16 protein-coding genes and 6 pseudogenes are annotated in these 17,394 nt (G+C 59.4%); 13 read left to right on the top strand and 9 right to left on the bottom strand.

Annotated elements, in window-relative coordinates; translation table 11 throughout:
* Window positions 1–37 precede the first annotated feature (37 nt).
* The 5 genes and pseudogenes from HF916_RS51835 to HF916_RS01315 form a co-directional block, all read left to right on the top strand.
* Window positions 38–145, top strand: a pseudogene (locus tag HF916_RS51835) (IS110 family transposase); the annotation flags it as partial.
* Between the two features lie 343 nt (window positions 146–488).
* Window positions 489–2,039 (top strand): phospholipase D family protein, encoded by a 1,551-nt coding sequence (locus tag HF916_RS01305; RefSeq protein ID WP_168788943.1) that lies wholly within the window; start codon window positions 489–491, stop codon window positions 2,037–2,039.
* A 430-nt stretch (window positions 2,040–2,469) separates the two neighbouring features.
* Window positions 2,470–2,664 carry a hypothetical protein gene (locus HF916_RS01310; protein ID WP_168787528.1) on the top strand — a complete coding sequence of 65 codons (195 nt, stop codon included), beginning with the start codon at window positions 2,470–2,472 and terminating at the stop codon, window positions 2,662–2,664.
* A 199-nt stretch (window positions 2,665–2,863) separates the two neighbouring features.
* The gene (locus HF916_RS49725) at window positions 2,864–3,334 is read left to right on the top strand and encodes a hypothetical protein (protein WP_206001755.1); all 471 of its coding nucleotides are present in this window, start codon (window positions 2,864–2,866) and stop codon (window positions 3,332–3,334) included.
* 128 nt (window positions 3,335–3,462) lie between these two features.
* Window positions 3,463–4,530 (top strand): SGNH/GDSL hydrolase family protein, encoded by a 1,068-nt coding sequence (locus HF916_RS01315; RefSeq protein WP_168787529.1) that lies wholly within the window; start codon window positions 3,463–3,465, stop codon window positions 4,528–4,530.
* 15 nt (window positions 4,531–4,545) lie between these two features.
* Here the strand turns inward: HF916_RS01315 and HF916_RS01320 are convergent.
* The 5 genes and pseudogenes from HF916_RS01320 to HF916_RS01340 all read right to left on the bottom strand — a co-directional run.
* Window positions 4,546–4,758, bottom strand: a pseudogene (locus HF916_RS01320) (carbohydrate ABC transporter permease); the annotation flags it as partial.
* A gap of 159 nt (window positions 4,759–4,917) precedes the next feature.
* Window positions 4,918–5,268: a hypothetical protein gene (locus HF916_RS01325; protein WP_168787530.1), complete on the bottom strand. Its 351-nt coding sequence runs from the start codon at window positions 5,266–5,268 to the stop codon at window positions 4,918–4,920.
* A gap of 703 nt (window positions 5,269–5,971) precedes the next feature.
* Entirely contained in the window at window positions 5,972–6,436 is a 465-nt protein-coding gene (locus HF916_RS01330) for an acyl-CoA thioesterase (protein WP_168787531.1), read from the bottom strand.
* A 504-nt stretch (window positions 6,437–6,940) separates the two neighbouring features.
* Entirely contained in the window at window positions 6,941–7,240 is a 300-nt protein-coding gene (locus HF916_RS01335; RefSeq protein ID WP_168787532.1) for a hypothetical protein, read from the bottom strand.
* A 12-nt stretch (window positions 7,241–7,252) separates the two neighbouring features.
* Window positions 7,253–8,335, bottom strand: coding sequence for an IS630 family transposase (locus HF916_RS01340; RefSeq protein WP_168787533.1), 1,083 nt, complete (start codon window positions 8,333–8,335; stop codon window positions 7,253–7,255).
* Window positions 8,336–8,404: 69 nt separating this feature from the next.
* On the opposite strand from HF916_RS01340, the pseudogene HF916_RS01345 reads away from it, so the two are divergent.
* The 5 genes and pseudogenes from HF916_RS01345 to HF916_RS01365 form a co-directional block, all read left to right on the top strand.
* Window positions 8,405–8,706 (top strand): annotated as a pseudogene (locus tag HF916_RS01345) (IS110 family transposase); the annotation flags it as partial.
* A gap of 134 nt (window positions 8,707–8,840) precedes the next feature.
* Window positions 8,841–9,086, top strand: coding sequence for a hypothetical protein (locus tag HF916_RS01350; RefSeq protein ID WP_168787312.1), 246 nt, complete (start codon window positions 8,841–8,843; stop codon window positions 9,084–9,086).
* Window positions 9,029–9,166 carry a hypothetical protein gene (locus HF916_RS51840; protein WP_168787534.1) on the top strand — a complete coding sequence of 46 codons (138 nt, stop codon included), beginning with the start codon at window positions 9,029–9,031 and terminating at the stop codon, window positions 9,164–9,166. The genes HF916_RS01350 and HF916_RS51840 overlap by 58 nt, the downstream gene beginning before the upstream one ends.
* 111 nt (window positions 9,167–9,277) lie before the next feature.
* Complete coding sequence (locus tag HF916_RS01360) at window positions 9,278–9,496, top strand: ribbon-helix-helix protein, CopG family (protein ID WP_168787535.1); 219 nt, start codon at window positions 9,278–9,280, stop codon at window positions 9,494–9,496.
* Window positions 9,490–9,855 carry a type II toxin-antitoxin system VapC family toxin gene (locus HF916_RS01365; RefSeq protein ID WP_168787536.1) on the top strand — a complete coding sequence of 122 codons (366 nt, stop codon included), beginning with the start codon at window positions 9,490–9,492 and terminating at the stop codon, window positions 9,853–9,855. Before HF916_RS01360 ends, HF916_RS01365 begins: the two co-directional genes overlap by 7 nt.
* 402 nt (window positions 9,856–10,257) lie before the next feature.
* Here the strand turns inward: HF916_RS01365 and HF916_RS50115 are convergent.
* Window positions 10,258–10,638: pseudogene (locus HF916_RS50115) on the bottom strand (sensor histidine kinase); the annotation flags it as partial.
* Between the two features lie 5 nt (window positions 10,639–10,643).
* A pseudogene (locus tag HF916_RS01370) lies at window positions 10,644–11,296 on the bottom strand (NAD-dependent formate dehydrogenase); the annotation flags it as partial.
* 297 nt (window positions 11,297–11,593) lie between these two features.
* Here HF916_RS01370 and HF916_RS01375 point away from each other — a divergent pair.
* The 3 genes from HF916_RS01375 (at window position 11,594) to HF916_RS01385 (ending at window position 15,095) form a co-directional block, all read left to right on the top strand.
* On the top strand, window positions 11,594–12,727 hold the full coding sequence (locus HF916_RS01375; RefSeq protein WP_168787537.1) for an aminomethyltransferase family protein: 1,134 nt from the start codon (window positions 11,594–11,596) through the stop codon (window positions 12,725–12,727).
* A gap of 58 nt (window positions 12,728–12,785) precedes the next feature.
* Window positions 12,786–13,322, top strand: a complete 537-nt coding sequence (locus HF916_RS01380) for a glycine cleavage system protein R (RefSeq protein WP_240975282.1) — start codon at window positions 12,786–12,788, stop codon at window positions 13,320–13,322.
* 135 nt (window positions 13,323–13,457) lie between these two features.
* A complete protein-coding gene (locus tag HF916_RS01385) occupies window positions 13,458–15,095 on the top strand; it encodes an APC family permease (protein ID WP_168787538.1) in 1,638 nt (545 codons plus the stop codon).
* 404 nt (window positions 15,096–15,499) lie between these two features.
* Here HF916_RS01385 and HF916_RS01390 read toward each other — a convergent pair.
* Both HF916_RS01390 and HF916_RS01395 read right to left on the bottom strand, forming a co-directional pair.
* Window positions 15,500–16,006 (bottom strand): annotated as a pseudogene (locus HF916_RS01390) (fumarylacetoacetate hydrolase family protein); the annotation flags it as partial.
* A gap of 272 nt (window positions 16,007–16,278) precedes the next feature.
* Window positions 16,279–17,310, bottom strand: coding sequence for an IS110 family transposase (locus tag HF916_RS01395; RefSeq protein ID WP_168787386.1), 1,032 nt, complete (start codon window positions 17,308–17,310; stop codon window positions 16,279–16,281).
* Between the last annotated feature and the right edge of the window lie 84 nt (window positions 17,311–17,394).

Below are 17,394 nucleotides of genomic sequence, written 5' to 3' on the forward strand. Positions count from 1 at the left end.
CACCATGTGAGCAATTTCCATTTGAGGGCGGCGCGCGACCAACCGGATCGTCGCACTTAAGGCCGTGGCCCATAAACTCGCGCGTGCCTGTTACTCCATGCTGCGCGACCAGCAACCGTTCGACGTGACGCGATGCTTTGCCTGATGGTCCGGCGCAAGCTGGCGAGCCAGTAACCTGACTGGCCGGCAGCCATGGCATTGACTGTACGCCTGCCTTGCGCCGCCTCCGGCTGTGGATGATTGGGTCGCCCAGGCTGTGAGCCCCTTCAGGACTGGCGCTTACCTCGCGTGAGATAGCCATGGCTTTTGCCAATGTCTCAGGTCACGGTCTGGGACCGACGGTTTTCTGGGGCGGCGCAGGCCGCCAGGGCAGTTGCCGGCGGTATCGCACCTGCTTGATCCCGATTGGAGTCTGGCGCGATCCAGATCGCAGCCAACCGAACGAAAACCTGGGCGCGATTCGAATCCGCAAGGAGGGGACGGCAATCATGGTCACGCTGCGTTCGTTGAGTGCGATGCTTTCATTGCTGGCGCTGGTTGCGTGCGCCAGTCTTCCGCCACAGGCAAATCGCGAGCCGACGCATGCGATCACGGACACCGAAAACACGCGCCTTGGCATTGCGTTCCGTCCGCAGGCCGAGGCGCACCCGGGCCAGGATGCGTTTCATCTGCTGCGCGATCCGGTCGACGCGCTCGACGCACGCGTGCTGCTCGCCGATCGCACCGACCGTTCGCTCGACCTCCAGTACTACATCTGGCACGACGACCTGACCGGGAGCGAGCTGGCCGACGCGGTCATGCATGCGGCGGATCGAGGCGTACGGGTACGTGTACTGCTCGACGATCTCGGCACGAACGCGGATGACCGGAAACTGCTCGAGATCAGCTCGCATCCTAACATCGAGATACGGCTGTTCAATCCGGTCGCCACCCGCACGTTCAAGACGATCGGTGCTGCGCTCGAGTTCTCGCGTGTGAATCGGCGCATGCACAACAAGGCGATGATTGCGGACAACCAGGCCGCGATCCTCGGGGGCCGAAACATCGGCGACGAATACTTCGGCGCATCGTCGATGCTGGATTTTGGCGATCTCGACGTCGTGGTGCACGGTCCTGTCGTGACCGACGTATCGACTGAATTCGACACATTCTGGAATTCCCCGTATGCATATCCGATCGACGCGCTCGTCGGCCACGACGCGGCGCCGGACGGGCTGGAGAGGCAGCGCGAGAAATTGCGCGACGACGTGCGGGCTGCGGAGAACACGCCGTACGTAATCGAGGCGAAGCAATGGCTCGACCAGATCATTCATGGCCAGGGCACCGAACTCTCCTGGGGGCACGCAACCGTGCTGTATGACGATCCGTCGAAGATTGCGCATGCGCCGAGCGACAGTGCGGGGCACCTGATGCCGAAACTGAGGGCGCTCGCGCTACAGCCTGAGAACGAACTGCTGATCGTTTCGCCGTATTTCGTGCCGGGCAAGGACGGCGTCGAGCGGCTTCGCGCGCTCACCGCGCACGGCGTGCGCGTGACGGTGCTGACCAACTCGCTCGCATCGACCGACGTGGCTGCCGTGCATGCCGGTTACCAGCGCTATCGGCGCGATCTCGTCGAGGCCGGCGTACGACTGTACGAGCGGCGGCCGGCCGGGGATCAGAGCATCTCGAAGCAGGTTGTGTTCGGGTCTTCGCGCGCGTCGCTGCACGCGAAGACGTATGTGTTCGACCGAAAGGGCATCTTCATCGGTTCGATGAACCTCGACCCGCGCTCGCTGAAGCTCAACACGGAGATCGGTGTCTATTGCGAAAGTCCGGCCATTGCATCCGAGGTGGCGACGGACCTGGAATCGAGAATAGATCGGATCGCGTGGCATGTGGAGATCAGGACCGATGCAGCGGGTCAGGGCCGGCTCAAGTGGATTCAGACTGCGGCGGACGGTACGACGACTGAACTGGATGCAGAGCCCGAGGTGTCGGCCGCGCGCCGTATTGAAGTCTGGTTTCTCGGGTTATTGCCGATCGAGTCGCAGTTGTGAGCCTGTTCTTCGCAGAGCCTCGACCGGCGGCGGCACGCGGCGGGCGGGGCTGGTCGAGGCGACCAGCGGGTCACGTTGGTTGGCACAAGCTGGTTATCGTTTATCGGTCGGCCTGGCAGGCTCGTTAGGCCAAGGCGCTGACGTGGTTAAGCAGGTGGCTGAGCCAATCTACTACTACGCAGCCCGCACCGCCAAGGCCAGGACCGTTACCGCACCGCGGGCAAGATCACCGTGGTTCAAAAGGCGACGGTCACGCGTCGCTCCAGATAAACCTGCTGTGTGTCCTGACCGCGTCGCTGATAGCTGCACTCAGGGCACGATTGCTGGCGCATCAGGTAGCCGTACAGGTGTCAACCGCAAGCGTTAAACAGCGTGGGGTTTCCGGCAGCACTAGCCTTGAACTTCGCCAGTACCTACGCCGAGGTCCGCGATGAAAATCGTCGTTCGCGTCGAACTGATTACTGACTGGGGTGATGCAGATACGATTGAGGTGGGCCGCATCGACCAGCCAGCCCAAATGCTCGATCCCGAATCTGTTGGGCTGTCATTGGCGGACGGAAAGCAACTGCTGCATAACCTGCAACAGGCGGTGATCCCAGCCCAGGCGGACGAGATTTGCGCCTGACGGCGCATCTGTCGACGATGCTATCGCTAGACGGCGCTAAAGGACTACCTGCAACGCAAAGCCGATCCCGTGTTTGGTACCGTCAGCTTCCGCAGCGTGCCCACCCATTGTGTCGTGCGCCTGTGAGCCGCCCTGGTATCTGGAGACAGCGTTCTGCCCACTATGGCCGATCCTACCGGAGCGCGCAGCGCCGGAGCTGTTGGCGCTGCAGGCGAAACTCGCGGCGCAAATGTCCTATCGACGCGTGGTCGAGACAATGCGCGAATTTCTCCCGGTTAGTGAAAGGATCAATCATGTGACGGTGCCAAACAGGACGTTGCGGGTTGGCACGCAGATTGACGCCAATGAACTGCCGGGCGCGCAACCGCGGAACCCCGCTACCGAATGGACCCTGGCGATCGACGGAGGGTTCGTCCGGGGAAGGGGAACGGCAGAAACCAGGAGCTTCGAAATGCTCACCGGAAGTCTTTGCCGTGCCTGGGGAGAAGCCGCGCGTCGTCGCGCGGGTGCGAAGCGAGTTGCCGGTCTGACCGAACGCCTAGTTTCGCGTGTCCAGACGCACGCCGGAACCCCTCAGCCACGACTCGCGGTGATCAAAGACGGTGCCAACGGGATCCAAAGCATCTATCGCCAGCTCCCGTTTAGCGCAACGCCGATCCTTGACACTTGAGAGTAACTTCGAAGGCGGCAAATGGAGTTACTGCCCACAGTTCCCCCGTGCAACGATCATGCAACGAGGTAGTGCTTACCACGCAGCAAGGTTATTCTTCGATACACCATACTACCCCGGAGCGCCCCATGCAGACAGTCTGTCGTTTTGCGTTCCTTGCGTTGACATGCAGTGTCATCAGTTTGTCCCATTCATCGAACGCATCGGCCGACTCTGCCGATCCGCAACGAAGCCCCATGCAGGTCGTCTCGTTTGGGGACAGTCTTTCGGACGTTGGCACCTACGCGTACGCCCGACAATTCGGCGGCGGCACCTACACCACTAATCCGGGCGCTATCTCCGTACAGGTTATCGCGGAACATTACGGGGCGGGCCTCACGCCCGCGTTGACGGGCGGCTTCGGACAACCGAGCATCGTTCATCCGGATGGATTTGGCTACGCCCAAGGGGGCGCCCGAGTCGCCGGGCCGCCGAACCCCGGCGATGCAACGGGCGACACCGGCGAGTTACAGACTCCACTAACCTCACAGGTGGCCGCCTATCTTCAGTCGCATACACGCTTCACCGGCCAGCAACTCGTACTGATGCAAGGCGGGGCCAACGACGTTCAGGATGCCTATGGAACATGGGCCGAAATGGTTGCGAACGGCGGCGATCCGGGCGCCTCTTTGCAGGCAGTGCTACCTTCGCTGAGACAGGCCGCGCAACAATTTGCGGAGTTGGTGCACAATGTGCAACAACACGGCGCCACACGTATCGTTGTACAAAACGTACCGGACATCGGCAAGGCGCCGATCGCGAGCCTTCTCGAGCAGCAACTGCCGGGCTCCGCAAAAGTGCTTCGGCGTCTGGCGCAGGTATTCAACACCGCGCTGGATGAAGCGCTCCCTTCATCGCCGGCTGTGCTGCGGATCGACGCGTTCACGTTCATTGATGAAGTATCAAAGAACTATCGCCAACTTGGTTTTCGCTTCGATGGGAGCATCGGCGCCAACGTAGCATGCGCGCCGGCAAACCTGCCCCCGGCATTTCAAGCCGATAACACCAGCGCGCTCTTCTGCTCGCGCTCAACGTATGTCTCCCCCCATGCTGACAACGTCTACATGTTCGCCGACGCTTATCATCCGACGACTCACCTGCAAAAAATCGTAGGGGACTACGTCGTGGTCCAGATCGACACGTGGTTGCACAAATAGGTTATCGCCCTGGCACTTCGTTGCCCCGAACGTCAGCCCGGCAAAGAAGTGCCGCTGCATGGCGACGAACATTATGACCGACGGCAGCGCCGCCAGTATCGATCCCGCTGAGACATGGTTCCACGCCCTCACTCACTGGCCTTTCAGCGCGGCGACACCCACCATAATAGGCGCCTCGTCTCCCTTGGTCAGGCAAAGCGCCCAGAAATAGTCCTTCCACACGAACGTGTCGCGGCAATGCCGGCCGAGCTCGCTGCGCGTGCCGCCACTGATCTTGCGCTTTTTCACCTGATCGCGAACATCGCGTTCACTGCCGTAATGCCAGTCTAAAGACGACGTGCCGCAAGCTGGACATCTCGTTCTGGGACTTACCTGACTGACCGGATATCATCCAGCGATCAAATTCCCCTTCTGCCTCACTTCCTCGAACAACGCATCGGCCTCTCTGCTTGAGCAGTATGCCGGCGCCCGCCCCGGGTTATTGAGAACGTACAAGAAGCTCCTGTAAGTCATTGACTGACAGAGGCTATTTTGCAAAACTAAAGACTGCTTATCAACAGATAAAGCGATGAGCTTGCCGTGCGCGGGTGATTTCGATTTCTTCGCCCTGACGGCATATTCATGCATGAGCCCAAAATCCGACGATCCGCAGATAATGCACTCTGTAGATGCGCCCGCTTCGGCGAGGAGCGCCCGAACATCGGCGGCTGAAGTCGCCGGAACGGCTGGGTGTTGCATCGATCTTTTCCGGATTCGTGTTCATGCTACCAGCGACTTCATTACCAACGCGATGACCGGTTCTCGCCGTGCTGTCTGCGCGTACGTTGCGCCGCCAAGCCCGGCGTAAGCATTCAGCGATGGAAATTGGGTGTCGTCATGGAATCGCCTCGTTTGTCGGCGCACGCTTCGGGCGGCTTCCGCCGGTCCATCGGCGCTATGCCTGAACTACGCGGATGGCGGGCTTATCGATTCATCCCGACATGCGCGCGAGAGCGTGCGGGAACTTATCGAGACCGGCCTCGACGCACGGGCGTGGTCAAATCGCTGACATGGGTCGGCAACGCAGTGCCGCGAAGTAGCCTGATTACGTTCCGGTTCCGAAACTACGCGACGCGCGTAACTACGATTTAACGAAGGCTCAGGCGCACCTTTACCTTGTCGAGATAGATCTCGCATACGGCAGGGCGTATCTGCGCGCGGGTTTCTCCGTCGAAAAATAGCCAGATGGCCCGAGCGCTCGTTGTCTTCCGCCCGCGCTGGTAACGATCGCTGTCGCGGCGTCCCCGCGGTCGGACAGTGACGCGACCGGCATGATAACCATCTGCTTATATTGCACGGGTAGTGCGTGCATTGGTCGCCCAGTCCGTACGTGGCTAGAGAATAGCATCGCTACCTAGCGAACCCTGATCGTGTTTCAGCAGCACGTTGCTGCCCGACTACGTCAGTGGATGACGCCCGCGGGGAAAGATTCCGACGTATGAGACGGCTCGACAGCAGTCCTCATCCGGTCTTGCTGATACGCCTCGAACACTTCATCCGGGTGCCGAATTTTGGTGCGGCCGTGCGGCGCCGGTTCGCCCTTCGCGTCGAGGTTCACGAACACCATTTGTTCGACGGTCAAAATGCTTTTACGCGTGATCTTGTTGCGCACTTCCGCGCGCAAGGTCAGCGACGTGCGTCCGAAGTGCGTCGCCGTGATGCCCAGTTCGATCACGTCGCCCTGACGGGCTGAGTTTACAAAGTTGATGGACGACATGAACTTCGTCACGACGCGCTGGTTGCCGAGCTGGGAGATGGCGAAAATCGCCGCTTCCTCGTCGATCCAGCGCAGCAGGCTACCGCCGAAGAGCGTGCCGTTAGGGTTCAGATCTTCGGGCTTGACCCATTTGCGGGTGTGGAAATACATTTCGATACCTCTATCTTCGGTGTCGGCGCGCCGGAAGGCGCAGATCAATAAGTGTTAACCCTTATTGTAACAGATTAGGGGTTAACCCTCATGATAGAGGCTGCAGATGCAGATGCAGATGCAGATGCAGATGCAGATGCAGATGCAGATGCAGATTGAACTCGCGTGGCGCGCAGAGTTGTACGACCCCACCGGTACGAACAGATTGTCAGCGCGAGGGGGGTAGTGGTCGTCGTACTCGCCATGCGCAATGAAAGCCGAAACCTGCGCGAGCTTTTCGCGCACCGCGAGATGCGGCTCGAGTTCCGGCAGAATGCGTCCATGCAGGGGGTGGGAGGCGGCTGCCTCCCGTGAGCTTTCGTACTTGAATGATATGAACGCCCCCACCCCGGCATAGTTTCGGTGGGAGCGACCGGTGGTTGCGCCGCGATTGCTAACGAATTTAGAAATGGTTGATCATCCTGATCTACTCATTCGAACTAGTACAACATCCCTCAAATAGCTTTAATAATTGTCTGGCTGCAAATAAGGCTGCAGGAGCGTGACAACCAGTTGGGCCATTTCGGCGAGCGAACCTGAGCCAGGCAGAGGTTCCCATCGCCCGCTATGGCTACGAAAGGCCGCACCATAAAGATTGCGGCTGAGTTCACTCAGGCGTGCCACAACGGTCGACTCCTGATTGTCCAGGCGTCTGATCAGCAGATGACGCCCGTAAGCCTGCGTGACCACCTGGTCGTGGCCCAACAATTCGCGCAGTTGACGCTGCAGTTCGCTTGCATGATGTTTCGCGGGTAAGGCAGGCATGGCCGCTCCGGTTCAGGATGCGCCAGTTTGCAACGGATAGCCGCGGAAAGTCCATCTGAAGGGACGTGCCGTCTGGTTGCGCTCGCGGATGAACTGCTCTGTACGCTCGCAAAGATGCGCCGTGCTGGTGTGGCTGGCGTGACGCAGCACACGGCGCGTATAGAGCCCAAACCACAGTTCGATCTGGTTCACCCAGCTCGCGTGCAAAGGGCTGAAATGGAAATGAAACCGTCCACCGTGCCGCGCATCGAATGCCTGCCACACGGCCTGGGCGAGATGCGTGTTCAGATTGTCCCAGATTACGTGCACCTGCTTACCCGGATACGCGGTTGCCACACTTTCCATGAAAGCCACCAGGTCGCCCTGGGTACGCCGGTCGCGGCAGCTTCCCAGTACCCGTCCGGTATGAACATCCAGCGCGGCAATCAGCGACTGGGTACCGTGACGGATATATTCAAATTCCCGGCGGCGTAACCGTCCGGCTGCCGGGGGGCGCCCAGGATGCTTGCGCTCGATGGCCTGGATGCCGGTCTTCTCGTCAATACTCAGTACCACTGCACTCTTCGGCGCCTTGCGGTACAGCTTGCAGATCACGTTGACCTTCTCGCGAAACGCCGGATCTGGACTGTGCAGCCACTGTTGCACCCGATGCGGGCGAACGTCGCCAGCCTGCAGGATGCGCTGCACATGGCTGCGACTGATCTGTTCGACGATTCCTCGCTCGACTGCACGCGTCACAATCTCATCGAGCGTCGGCGTGGCCCGACCTTGCGCTTCCTGCACTTCACACGCCAGTGCGATCAGCTGCAGCCGCGTCTCCTGCGTGATGCGCGGCGGACGACCACTGCGCTCTGCCTCCCGAATCCCCTGCGCGCCTTGCCGCGCAATGCGCTGGCGCCACTGGCTGACGGTCTGCACGGACACGCCCAGTTCCTGTGAGATCGCTGCGCTCGTGTAGCCCTCGTGAGCCATTAACGCGATGCGTGCCCGTGTCACATCGCGCTGGGCAGCCGTCGTGCGTCGGATCAGCGACTGCAGCTCCTGTCTTTCCTTCCTGGCCAGCTTCACTGGCGTTGCATGGCGTCCTCGACTCATACCGCCAGGATAAACCATGCAATCAATTATTAAAAGTAATTGAGGGATGTTGTACTAGTGGGGCCAGTCATGACACATACGATCGTGGGCGTGGACATCGCAAAAAGCGTAATGCAGGTTCACTGGGTGGATCCCGAACCGGTGAGATCGTGAACCGACCGGTCAAGAGGGCGGCGTTTCTCGAATACTTCGCCAATCGCAAGCCCTGCCTCGTCGGCATGGAGTCCTGCGGCGGGTCACAGCACTGGGCCCGACGGCTGATTGAAATGGGGCATCAGGTGAAGTTGATGCCGGCGAAGTTCGTTAAGGCGCTCAATATCCGCAACGAGAACGATGCGGCCGACGCGCGGGCGATCTGGATGGCCACACAGATAGATTGCAAGCTGTCTCCCCGCTGTATCTACCTATGACACGGCACACCATCGACGCGTTCCACCGCTCTGTCGAATGGCCCTACCGACGCGGTGCCGGCACTGCTCTTGATAGATGGGAGCATCGCGGTCTCATGCCGGAAACTCGCCTGATTCTCTCGCAGAAAGGCGGCGCGTTCGAGGTCAGCGTCAAACGGCGAGTCAACTTCGATGGTGATACGGTCAAATACCTCGCGGCCGACAGTTTGCAAAGCTATGTCACGCGGCTGTACCGCGCCGCTGGCCTCAGTGCAGTGGCCGGCGAACCTTTGCGAGCCGCCTTGTGGCGCAAGGTCACTCGTTCGACACCGTTCAATCATTGCTGGGGCACTCGCACCTAGATCGCGTTTCCGCATATCTGGAAGTCACGTCGCGCGACCGGCGGGAAGCGCTTTCGACGTTCGATGATGAACTCGATTAAAGCGAAACGCAACCACTGCCGTCATCACCGGTGATGACACAAAACCGCATTTCCGCTTGCGTAGCGCCCACGCATGATAGACGATATATATATCGTGACATGGAGGCGGTAATGAGTCGGATTTTGGTTGACTTACCCGATGCGCAGGTCGAAGAGTTGGCGGTACTTGCGGAGGCGGAGCGCCGCCCCCGTGCTGCTGTAATCCGTGACGCTATCGAGGCGTATATCGCGAATCACAAGCAAGCGCGCGGGGCCGACGTTTTCGGGCTGTGGAAGAACAAGAAAATAGACGGCCTGGAATACCAGCAGGAGCTTCGCTCGGAATGGTAAGAGCACTTTTTGATACTAACATTTTGGTCGACTACCTCGGTGGTGTCAGCGCAGCGAAGAAAGAGCTTTCGCGTTACGAATATCGAGCGATCAGCACCATCACTTGGATGGAAGTTCTGGTCGGCACGACGGCGGAAGATGAAGCGACGATTCGCGCATGGATGGGTTCCTTTGAAGTCGTCGCGTTAGACACTGCCATCGCAAATCGCGCGGTCGAGATTCGCAAGCAAAGGCGAATCCGATTGGCTGATGCGATCGTTTGGGCATCCGCACAAGTTAATTCGCTGTTGCTGGTTTCTCCCAATACGAAGGATTTTCCTGCGGATGAACCAGGCGTGCGGGTCCCCTGCAAGATCTAGAGGAAAAGCCGCACCGATGAACACAAAGAAGCCAATCGACCAATCGGCGCCCACAGGATGGTGACGGTCCTCTGTCTCATTTCCAGTCGGTGGGAATGCAAAACGAGCATGCGTCGTTTGCACACGCTCGGCCTTGGCATAATGCATTGAGCGACATTTCGGTGGACCTGTCGAAGTGCTCGGATTACGCGACCGCCGCCGCGTCCAAAGCCGATGATCCGTCCGCGCTACTTCTGTTCATGAACGCTCATAATCAGTTTTTGGCATCGGTTCGCCTAGCGTTGTCAGGTCAATGCCTACCAGCATACCCAACTGGTCGTGCCGCGTTTGAGTCGGCGTTGTATGGATGGTATCTTGCAGCAAATCCCGGTGCCGGAAGACGCTGGCACGACAAGCCTACGGACCGCGCGAAGCTTTTCGCGACCGTTCAACCTGGCTGCTGAGGAAGCTGACCGACTCGGTGAGCGCCTGATCAATCGCTTCGTTAAACCGGATAACGTCGTCCAGTGCGGTTGTACGCCACCATTGTCAAGGCATAGCCGCAGCACCGCAGCGCGCAACGCGCGGTATTTGGCGCATAGCTGGTTGATATCGAAGCCGCGTCGAGCGCGCAGGACGGCATGGATCTGGGTAGCCGTTTTCCCGCGGCCCGGCTGCGGGCGCAAGACCTCTCGATTTATCGACCTGCGCCTGGCTCGTCTGTGGCGTTGTCAGGTCTTTGGCGACCGCCTCGAGGATCTGGCGGGCATGGTCGCGTAGTTCCAGGGATGACATGTCGTTCGCTATACCACCGATTCGACGTCCGGATGCCAGGTCGCGTCCAGCTCGCGCTCGACGTCCGCCGGAAGACGATGCCGGTCCGTGTAGTGAAGCTTGACGTCGAAAGCCTTGAGCCGGCGCAGCACAGCGGCGCCGATCCGTCCGGCCGCAACGGTGCCGGCGTGCATGCCTTCCAGATCGTAGGCCCGTTCGACACAATCGGCGATATTCCAGCCGCCTCGCTTCACCCATTCGTGGGAGGGCAGATAGTTGCGCACCTGGGAGAGGATCATCATCACCACGTGTTCCGCGACGCTGATGCTGTTGCAGTAAGTCACCTCAGCAACCGTAATACGGCGTTCCATCGCCGCCTGCAGATCGACGTGACCGGAGCCGATGCCGGCCGTCAAGGCGAGCTTGACCTTCTGCGCTTTGGCAATGCGTTCCGCCGTCAGATAGTCCGGCCAGAACGGTTGCGAATTGACCACCTCCGCGGGTGCAACTCGCGTTCGAACACGGAGTCAGGACCGTCCTTGTCCGACGTGACGACCAACGTGTGACCTTGCGACTCGAGATAGCGGCGCAGCCCCAGTTCACCGGACACGCTGCCGAGCAATTGACCCGGGGTGGAATCGGTGGCCTCGGGTGTCGCCGCGGTTTGACCATCGTGATAACGGGTGACTGCCACAGCCGGCGCTTTCGCTGTGTGAGTTCGACCTGGATCGGCTGACGCGGCGTGGTGCCTTTGGCCGTGGCGAGCGTGTCCGTTAATGGATTCCGGAGGGTTCGTTAAGCGATGCCGTGTGGCAAATCGCTCGGCCAGAAACGCCCCTTACTTGTGCCAATGGTGTACTCCCTCCGGAGCATTGCTCCGCCAAAACCAGTCGGTTCTAATGATCAGACGCCCAACGCGTGACACGGTTGTCGCGCACCGGCGAAACGTTGTCCTGATTATATTGAACCAATGGCGAGATACGGAATGGCCAAATCATGGCGGCAAGCGGCGCTCGCCGATCGACATACAGCATTAGGTTCAAGGCTTGAAGACTGGAACGGCATGCCGACAGCATGGACCTATAACCAGAGCGTCGCCGATGAGCATGAAGCGATTCGGACGCGCGCGGGCCTGATGGACGTTTCCGGCTTGAAAAAAGTGCACGTCGTGGGTCCGCACGCGGAAATGCTGATTGATTACGCGACGACTCGCGATGTCTCGCTGTTGTGTCCGGGAAAGTCGGTTTATGCATCCATGCTCAATGCGCGTGGCCACTTCGTCGACGACTGCGTCATCTATCGAAACGGTCCGAACGCTTTCATGGTTGTGCATGGTTCAGGCGAGGGGCATGAACTCCTGCACCGGGGCGCGATAGGTCGCAACGTGTCTGTGCTATTCGACGACGACCTGCAGGACCTTTCGCTGCAAGGCCCCGTCGCCGTTGATTTTTTAGCCGGGCATGTGCGTGGCATTCGCGATCTGCAGTATTTCCATCACACCCAGACGACGCTGTTCGGCAAGCCCGTGACGATCTCGAGAACAGGCTATACCGGCGAACGCGGCTATGAGCTTTTCTGCAAGCGCGCGGACGCGCCGCTGATCTGGGATACGGTTCTGGAGAAGGGCCGATCGATGGGCATCATCCCCTGTTCGTTCACGGCGCTCGACTGGTTGCGAGTGGAGAGCAGTCTCCTGTTCTATCCGTTCGACCATTCCGAAATGCATCCATTCGCGGATCAGCCTGCGGGCGACACGCTGTGGGAGTTGGGACTCGACTTCACGGTGTCCAAGAACAAGCGTGAGTTCCGTGGTGCGGCTGAACATTTTCGCCTGGCAGGAAAGGAGCGCTTCAGGATCTTCGGCGTGCTGGTAGACGGAACGAGGGCGACCCAAGGCGGCGACACATTGTGGGTGGGTGAGCGGCAGGTTGGCGTTATCACGTGCGGCATGGTCTCGCGACTCACCGGCCAGTCGATGGCGATTGCCCGCCTGGATCCTGCGTTGGCCGTTCATGGCGCGACGCTGGAGGTGCGCGGCAAGGACTATGTGCTAGGCGCGTCGAGCCACACGCTGCCGTTCGATGATCCCGAGAAGACCAAGCGCCTGGCGAAGGGTTGAACGCTCAGCGGTGGTTGGGTAACTGCACGCGCGCCGATCAACAAGGAGTGGGACAAACATGACTCTGACGACAACGCTCGTATTGACTGTCATTGGCGAAGACAGGCCGGGATTGGTCAATGCCATCGCGGAAAAAACCACGGAATTCGGCGCTAACTGGCTGGACACTCGCCTCGTCAGTCTCGGAGGAAAGTTCGCTGGCATCGTGCTGGTCAGCGTGTCACAAGCAAACGCAGATGCACTGGTCGGCGCGTTGCAAAGTCTTCGCTCAAACAGCTTGAGCCTCACGCTCGAACGGCGCGCCGACGCCGCTGCGTTGACGCCGGCGCGCGCCATGACGCTCGAACTGGTGAGCCATGACCGGCCAGGTATCGTACGCGAAATTGCGGGTGTGCTAGCAGGAAACAAGGTCAGCATTGAAGAACTTGAGACCGATTTTGTCAGCGGCTCGTTTTCCGGTGAAAACCTGTTCAAGGCACGAGCCCGCTTGCGCGCACCGTTAGAACTCGACGTCGTTGTCTTGCGCGACATGATCGAAAACCTGGCTAACGAACTGATGGCCGACATCAGCATCGATGAGGGTTTAACGAATTAGAACCGTGAGTGATGCCGCTGACTGATGTATCGAGTCAATCGTCTTCGCCGAAGACGCCGCGTCATGTCATTCGCAAGAACGAATGGATGAATGCCGCGTTGAAGTCATGAAAGAACTGCATTGAGGAGACTGGAATTGAGCGCAACCGAAAAGATAAGCGGCCTGGAAGGCATACCCGGCGCCGGGACGCCGGCGACGCTGCGGCGGACCCTGACATGGAAGGACGCATTCTGGGTGGCGAGTGGATCGCCCGCGTTTGTGCTCTTTACGCTGGGCGCCATCGCCGCAACCGTCGGGCAGCCTGCGTGGATCATCTGGATAGCCTCGATTGTGATAGGTTTCGTCCAATGCTTTACCTACGCCGAAATATCCGGTCTGTTCCCCCACAAATCGGGTGGCGCGTCGATTTACGGCGCAATTGCCTGGGTCCGGTATTCGAAATTTCTTGCGCCTGTTTCCGTGTGGTGCAACTGGTTCGCGTGGTCGCCGGTGCTGGCGCTCGGCACGGGGCTCGGCGCCAGCTACGTTCTCTCGACGCTGTTTCCGGCCGACGCCGCGATTAACACCTGGTCGATTACCCTGCTGAACCTGGACGCCGTCAAGCATGGACTGACCCTGCGAATCAACGCTACCTTCGTGCTGGGTGCCGCGCTCCTGCTGCTGACGTTTCTCGTGCAACACCACGGTGCGCAACGTGCGGCGAAGCTCCAGAAGTATATGGGGATTGCAGCGCTGATTCCGCTGACGCTATTCGGCATCGTACCGTTGGTTACCGGCGGCGTGCACATGCATAACTGGTTTCCGTTGCTGCCGTTGGCCCACGACGCACACGGAAATGTGGTCATGGGGAGTTGGAATGCAGCCGGCTGGACGCTTGCGATCGGCGGGCTGTTCGTCGCCGGATGGTCGACCTATGGCTTCGAAACAGCGGTTTGCTACACGCGAGAATTCAAGAACCCGAAAACCGATACGTTCAAGGCGATCTTCTATTCCGGACTGCTGTGCCTCGGCGTCTATATTCTGGTGCCGCTGTCGTTTCAGGGAGCGATGGGACTCAAGGGGCTGCTGGAACCAGGCATCTATGACGGCACTGGCGTGGCTGCAGCGATGGCTAACATCATCGGCGGTGGCGCCATCGTTTTCTATGTGATCGTGGTGATGCTAGTTTTCACCTTGCTGCTTTCGGTGATGACCTCGATGATGGGGTCGTCGCGAACCTTGTACCAGGCGTCGGTCGACGGATGGCTGCCACGTTATCTGTCGCATGTGAACGAACATGGTGCCCCGACGCGCGCCATGTGGACCGATCTGTGCTTCAACCTGATCTTGCTGCTGATGTCGGACAATGTCGCGATATTGGCCATGTCCAACGTCTGCTATTTCGCCTTTGTGTTTCTGAATCTTCAGGCGGGCTGGATTCACCGGCTCGATCGCCCGCACTGGGCGCGGCCGTTCAAGTGCCCAAACTGGCTGTTGGCGCTCGGTGCGCTCTGCGGATTCATCGACCTCGTTTGCATCGGCGCGGGCGCGGATATCTGGGGTCCGGGGACACTGCGCAACGGCCTCATTGCTATCGCACTCATCATTCCCGTCTTTGTGTTTCGCCATTACGTTCAGGACAAGGGCAAATTTCCCGACGCGATGCTCGATGATCTCGAATTACGTCAGGACGAAGGCGTGCAGCGGCACGCAGGATACCTTCCCTATCTGGTGCTTGTTTTGACAGTTGTGGTGATCTGGGTGTCGCATGAATTCGCCGTGTTGCCGACCTAGACACTGATATGACTTTCGCGGTCAAGTACCACAAGAATTTGGCTTCTGGTTCATAGGGCTTTTCGGTAAATCTGCTCAGGGCGGCGCAGCCTGTAACGTCGACGTGGATCCGACTGATATCCGTGGGTTGCTACCACATTACAGGGTTCGGTCTTGTGAACCTGCCGCGCTCTATGGCCGACAGTCTGCCTGGTTTTGTCGCAATAAGGCGTTCTGGTAGACGTTGGCCAGCGCATTCACACGGACACTCAAACGTCGGCTGCGGCCGGACAATGGACCTTCGTGCGCGGATTATGTCAGTTGCCTCGTCGGCCACGGCCGGTGCGTAAGCCGGCCGTCACGAATGTAGCCCTACGAGAAATTCAGATGCACACGTCCCCCTTTTCCTGGCACTCGGATTGGATCTACGACAACCGTCTGCTCGCTCGGGCGCCCCCCTCGAGAGGTCCCGCCGGCGCTTGGCACCGCGCCGGCAACACCATCCCGCGGCACTCCCCAAATCCGATGCGTGCAGCGCCGGCCTTTTCGCACCAGCCGCGCATGATGATGAGGTTGCCGTCTTCGAGGAATGTCCGCTGTTCGCCGCCGGACAGACTCAGTGGCTGCTTCCCGCCTGTAGTAAGTTCAATAAGGGCGCCGGCCTGATCCAGGGAGGGGGCGGAGAGAGTACCGGTGCCGAAAAGGTCCCCGGGTTGCAGGTTGCAACCGTTCACGGTGTGATGCGCAACCATCTGCGCGATCGTCCAATAGGCATGCCGGTAACTGGTGAGGCTGAGTCGTGCGCCTGGCGCGCCGGCCGCGCGCATCGCTTCCGTTTCGAGGCAGACTTCGAGTTGCACGTCGATCGCGCCGACTTCGCGCTGTTGCGCCGAATCCAGATAAGGCAGAGGCTGGGGATCGCTTTCCGGCCGTTTGACGTCCTTATATGAACACCTCCCGTTCCGCAAGGCAGGGGGTTGATGTTTTGGCTAGCAGAAGCGGTTGCAGTCTTATATCCGACCTTCATTGCGAGACGGTGCCCGCTGGCCTTGATGGAATCTGCTGGAAACGACCTCATCTCCCACGGCGGGCTTCACGCCCATGGACGTCATCAGGTTTGCGTTTCCACGGTCCGACCTGGTTTGCCATCACACGTTACCCTTGCTCTGCGCAACTCCTGTGTTCAAAGACTCATCGTTTCAATCTATACCGCGACGGCTGGTCGCTCGCTCACAAATTCCCGCTCATAAGACCGGTTATGCGCGAGCAACGCCCACGCCGTTCGTGCCATCTTGTTGGCCAACGCGACCACCACCACATTGACCGGACGCCGTTTCAGCAACGCTTCTACCCACTGGGGACGTTGTTTGGAATGGGTCACGACCATTCGCGCGCCATGGATCAATAGCTGTCTCAGATAGGGGTCACCCCTTTTGCTGATGCCGCCGAGTCTGACGTTGCCCCCAGTCCCACTCTGACGGGGTACCAGGCCGATACTCGCCGCAAATGCGCGTCCGGAGCGAAATGCCTTTGGCGAGCCCATGACCGCAACAGTGGCTGTGGCTGTCAATGGACCCACGCCGGCTATGTCATCGAGCGTTTTTGCCTGGGGACTGGATTTCAGCCACTGCAGATTTTCCCGCTCGGCTTCGTCAATCCCCTGCTCGACCTGCTGGAGCTGTTCGAGCTGACGCAACAACGCCCGCCAGACAAGCTGCGGCACGACCTCTTCTATCTCGGCCATACGTGCCTTGAGCTCATTCATGAGCGCCTTGCGGCCATATCGGAAGTACAGTCCATATTCCGCAAGCAACCCGCGAATCTGATTGGTTTCGCGGGTTCGTGTCGCCACCAGGCCCGACCGGATGCGGTGCAGGCTCAGGATGGCTTGCTGGTCTACGCTCTTGATCGCCACAGTTCGCATCCCGGGTTGCTGGGCCGCCGTCCAGATCGCCTGGGCGTCTGCCGCATCCGTCTTGTTGGTTTTGACGAACGGACGCACGTATTTCGCATGCAACAACACCACCTGATGTCCGAGACTCTGGATTTTTCGCGCCCACCAGTGCGCCCCTCCGCATGCCTCCAGCGCCACCTTTCCTGGTGCCCGGGTTGCGAGAAACCGGATCAGCTGTTCACGACGGAATTTTCGACTACAGATCTCGCCACTTTGTCCATCTACCCAGTACATTTGAAACACGGCCTTTGCGATATCCAGACCATATGTCGTAGCATTCATTTGGGCTCTCCTTACCTCAAGTGACTCGTGGAACTTTCACTTTGGCACATCGATGCCATCGGTCAAGCGAGAGCCCCTTTCGGC

It is taken from the genome of Paraburkholderia aromaticivorans (assembly GCF_012689525.1).
In the GTDB taxonomy this organism is placed as follows: Bacteria; Pseudomonadota; Gammaproteobacteria; order Burkholderiales; family Burkholderiaceae; genus Paraburkholderia; species Paraburkholderia aromaticivorans_A.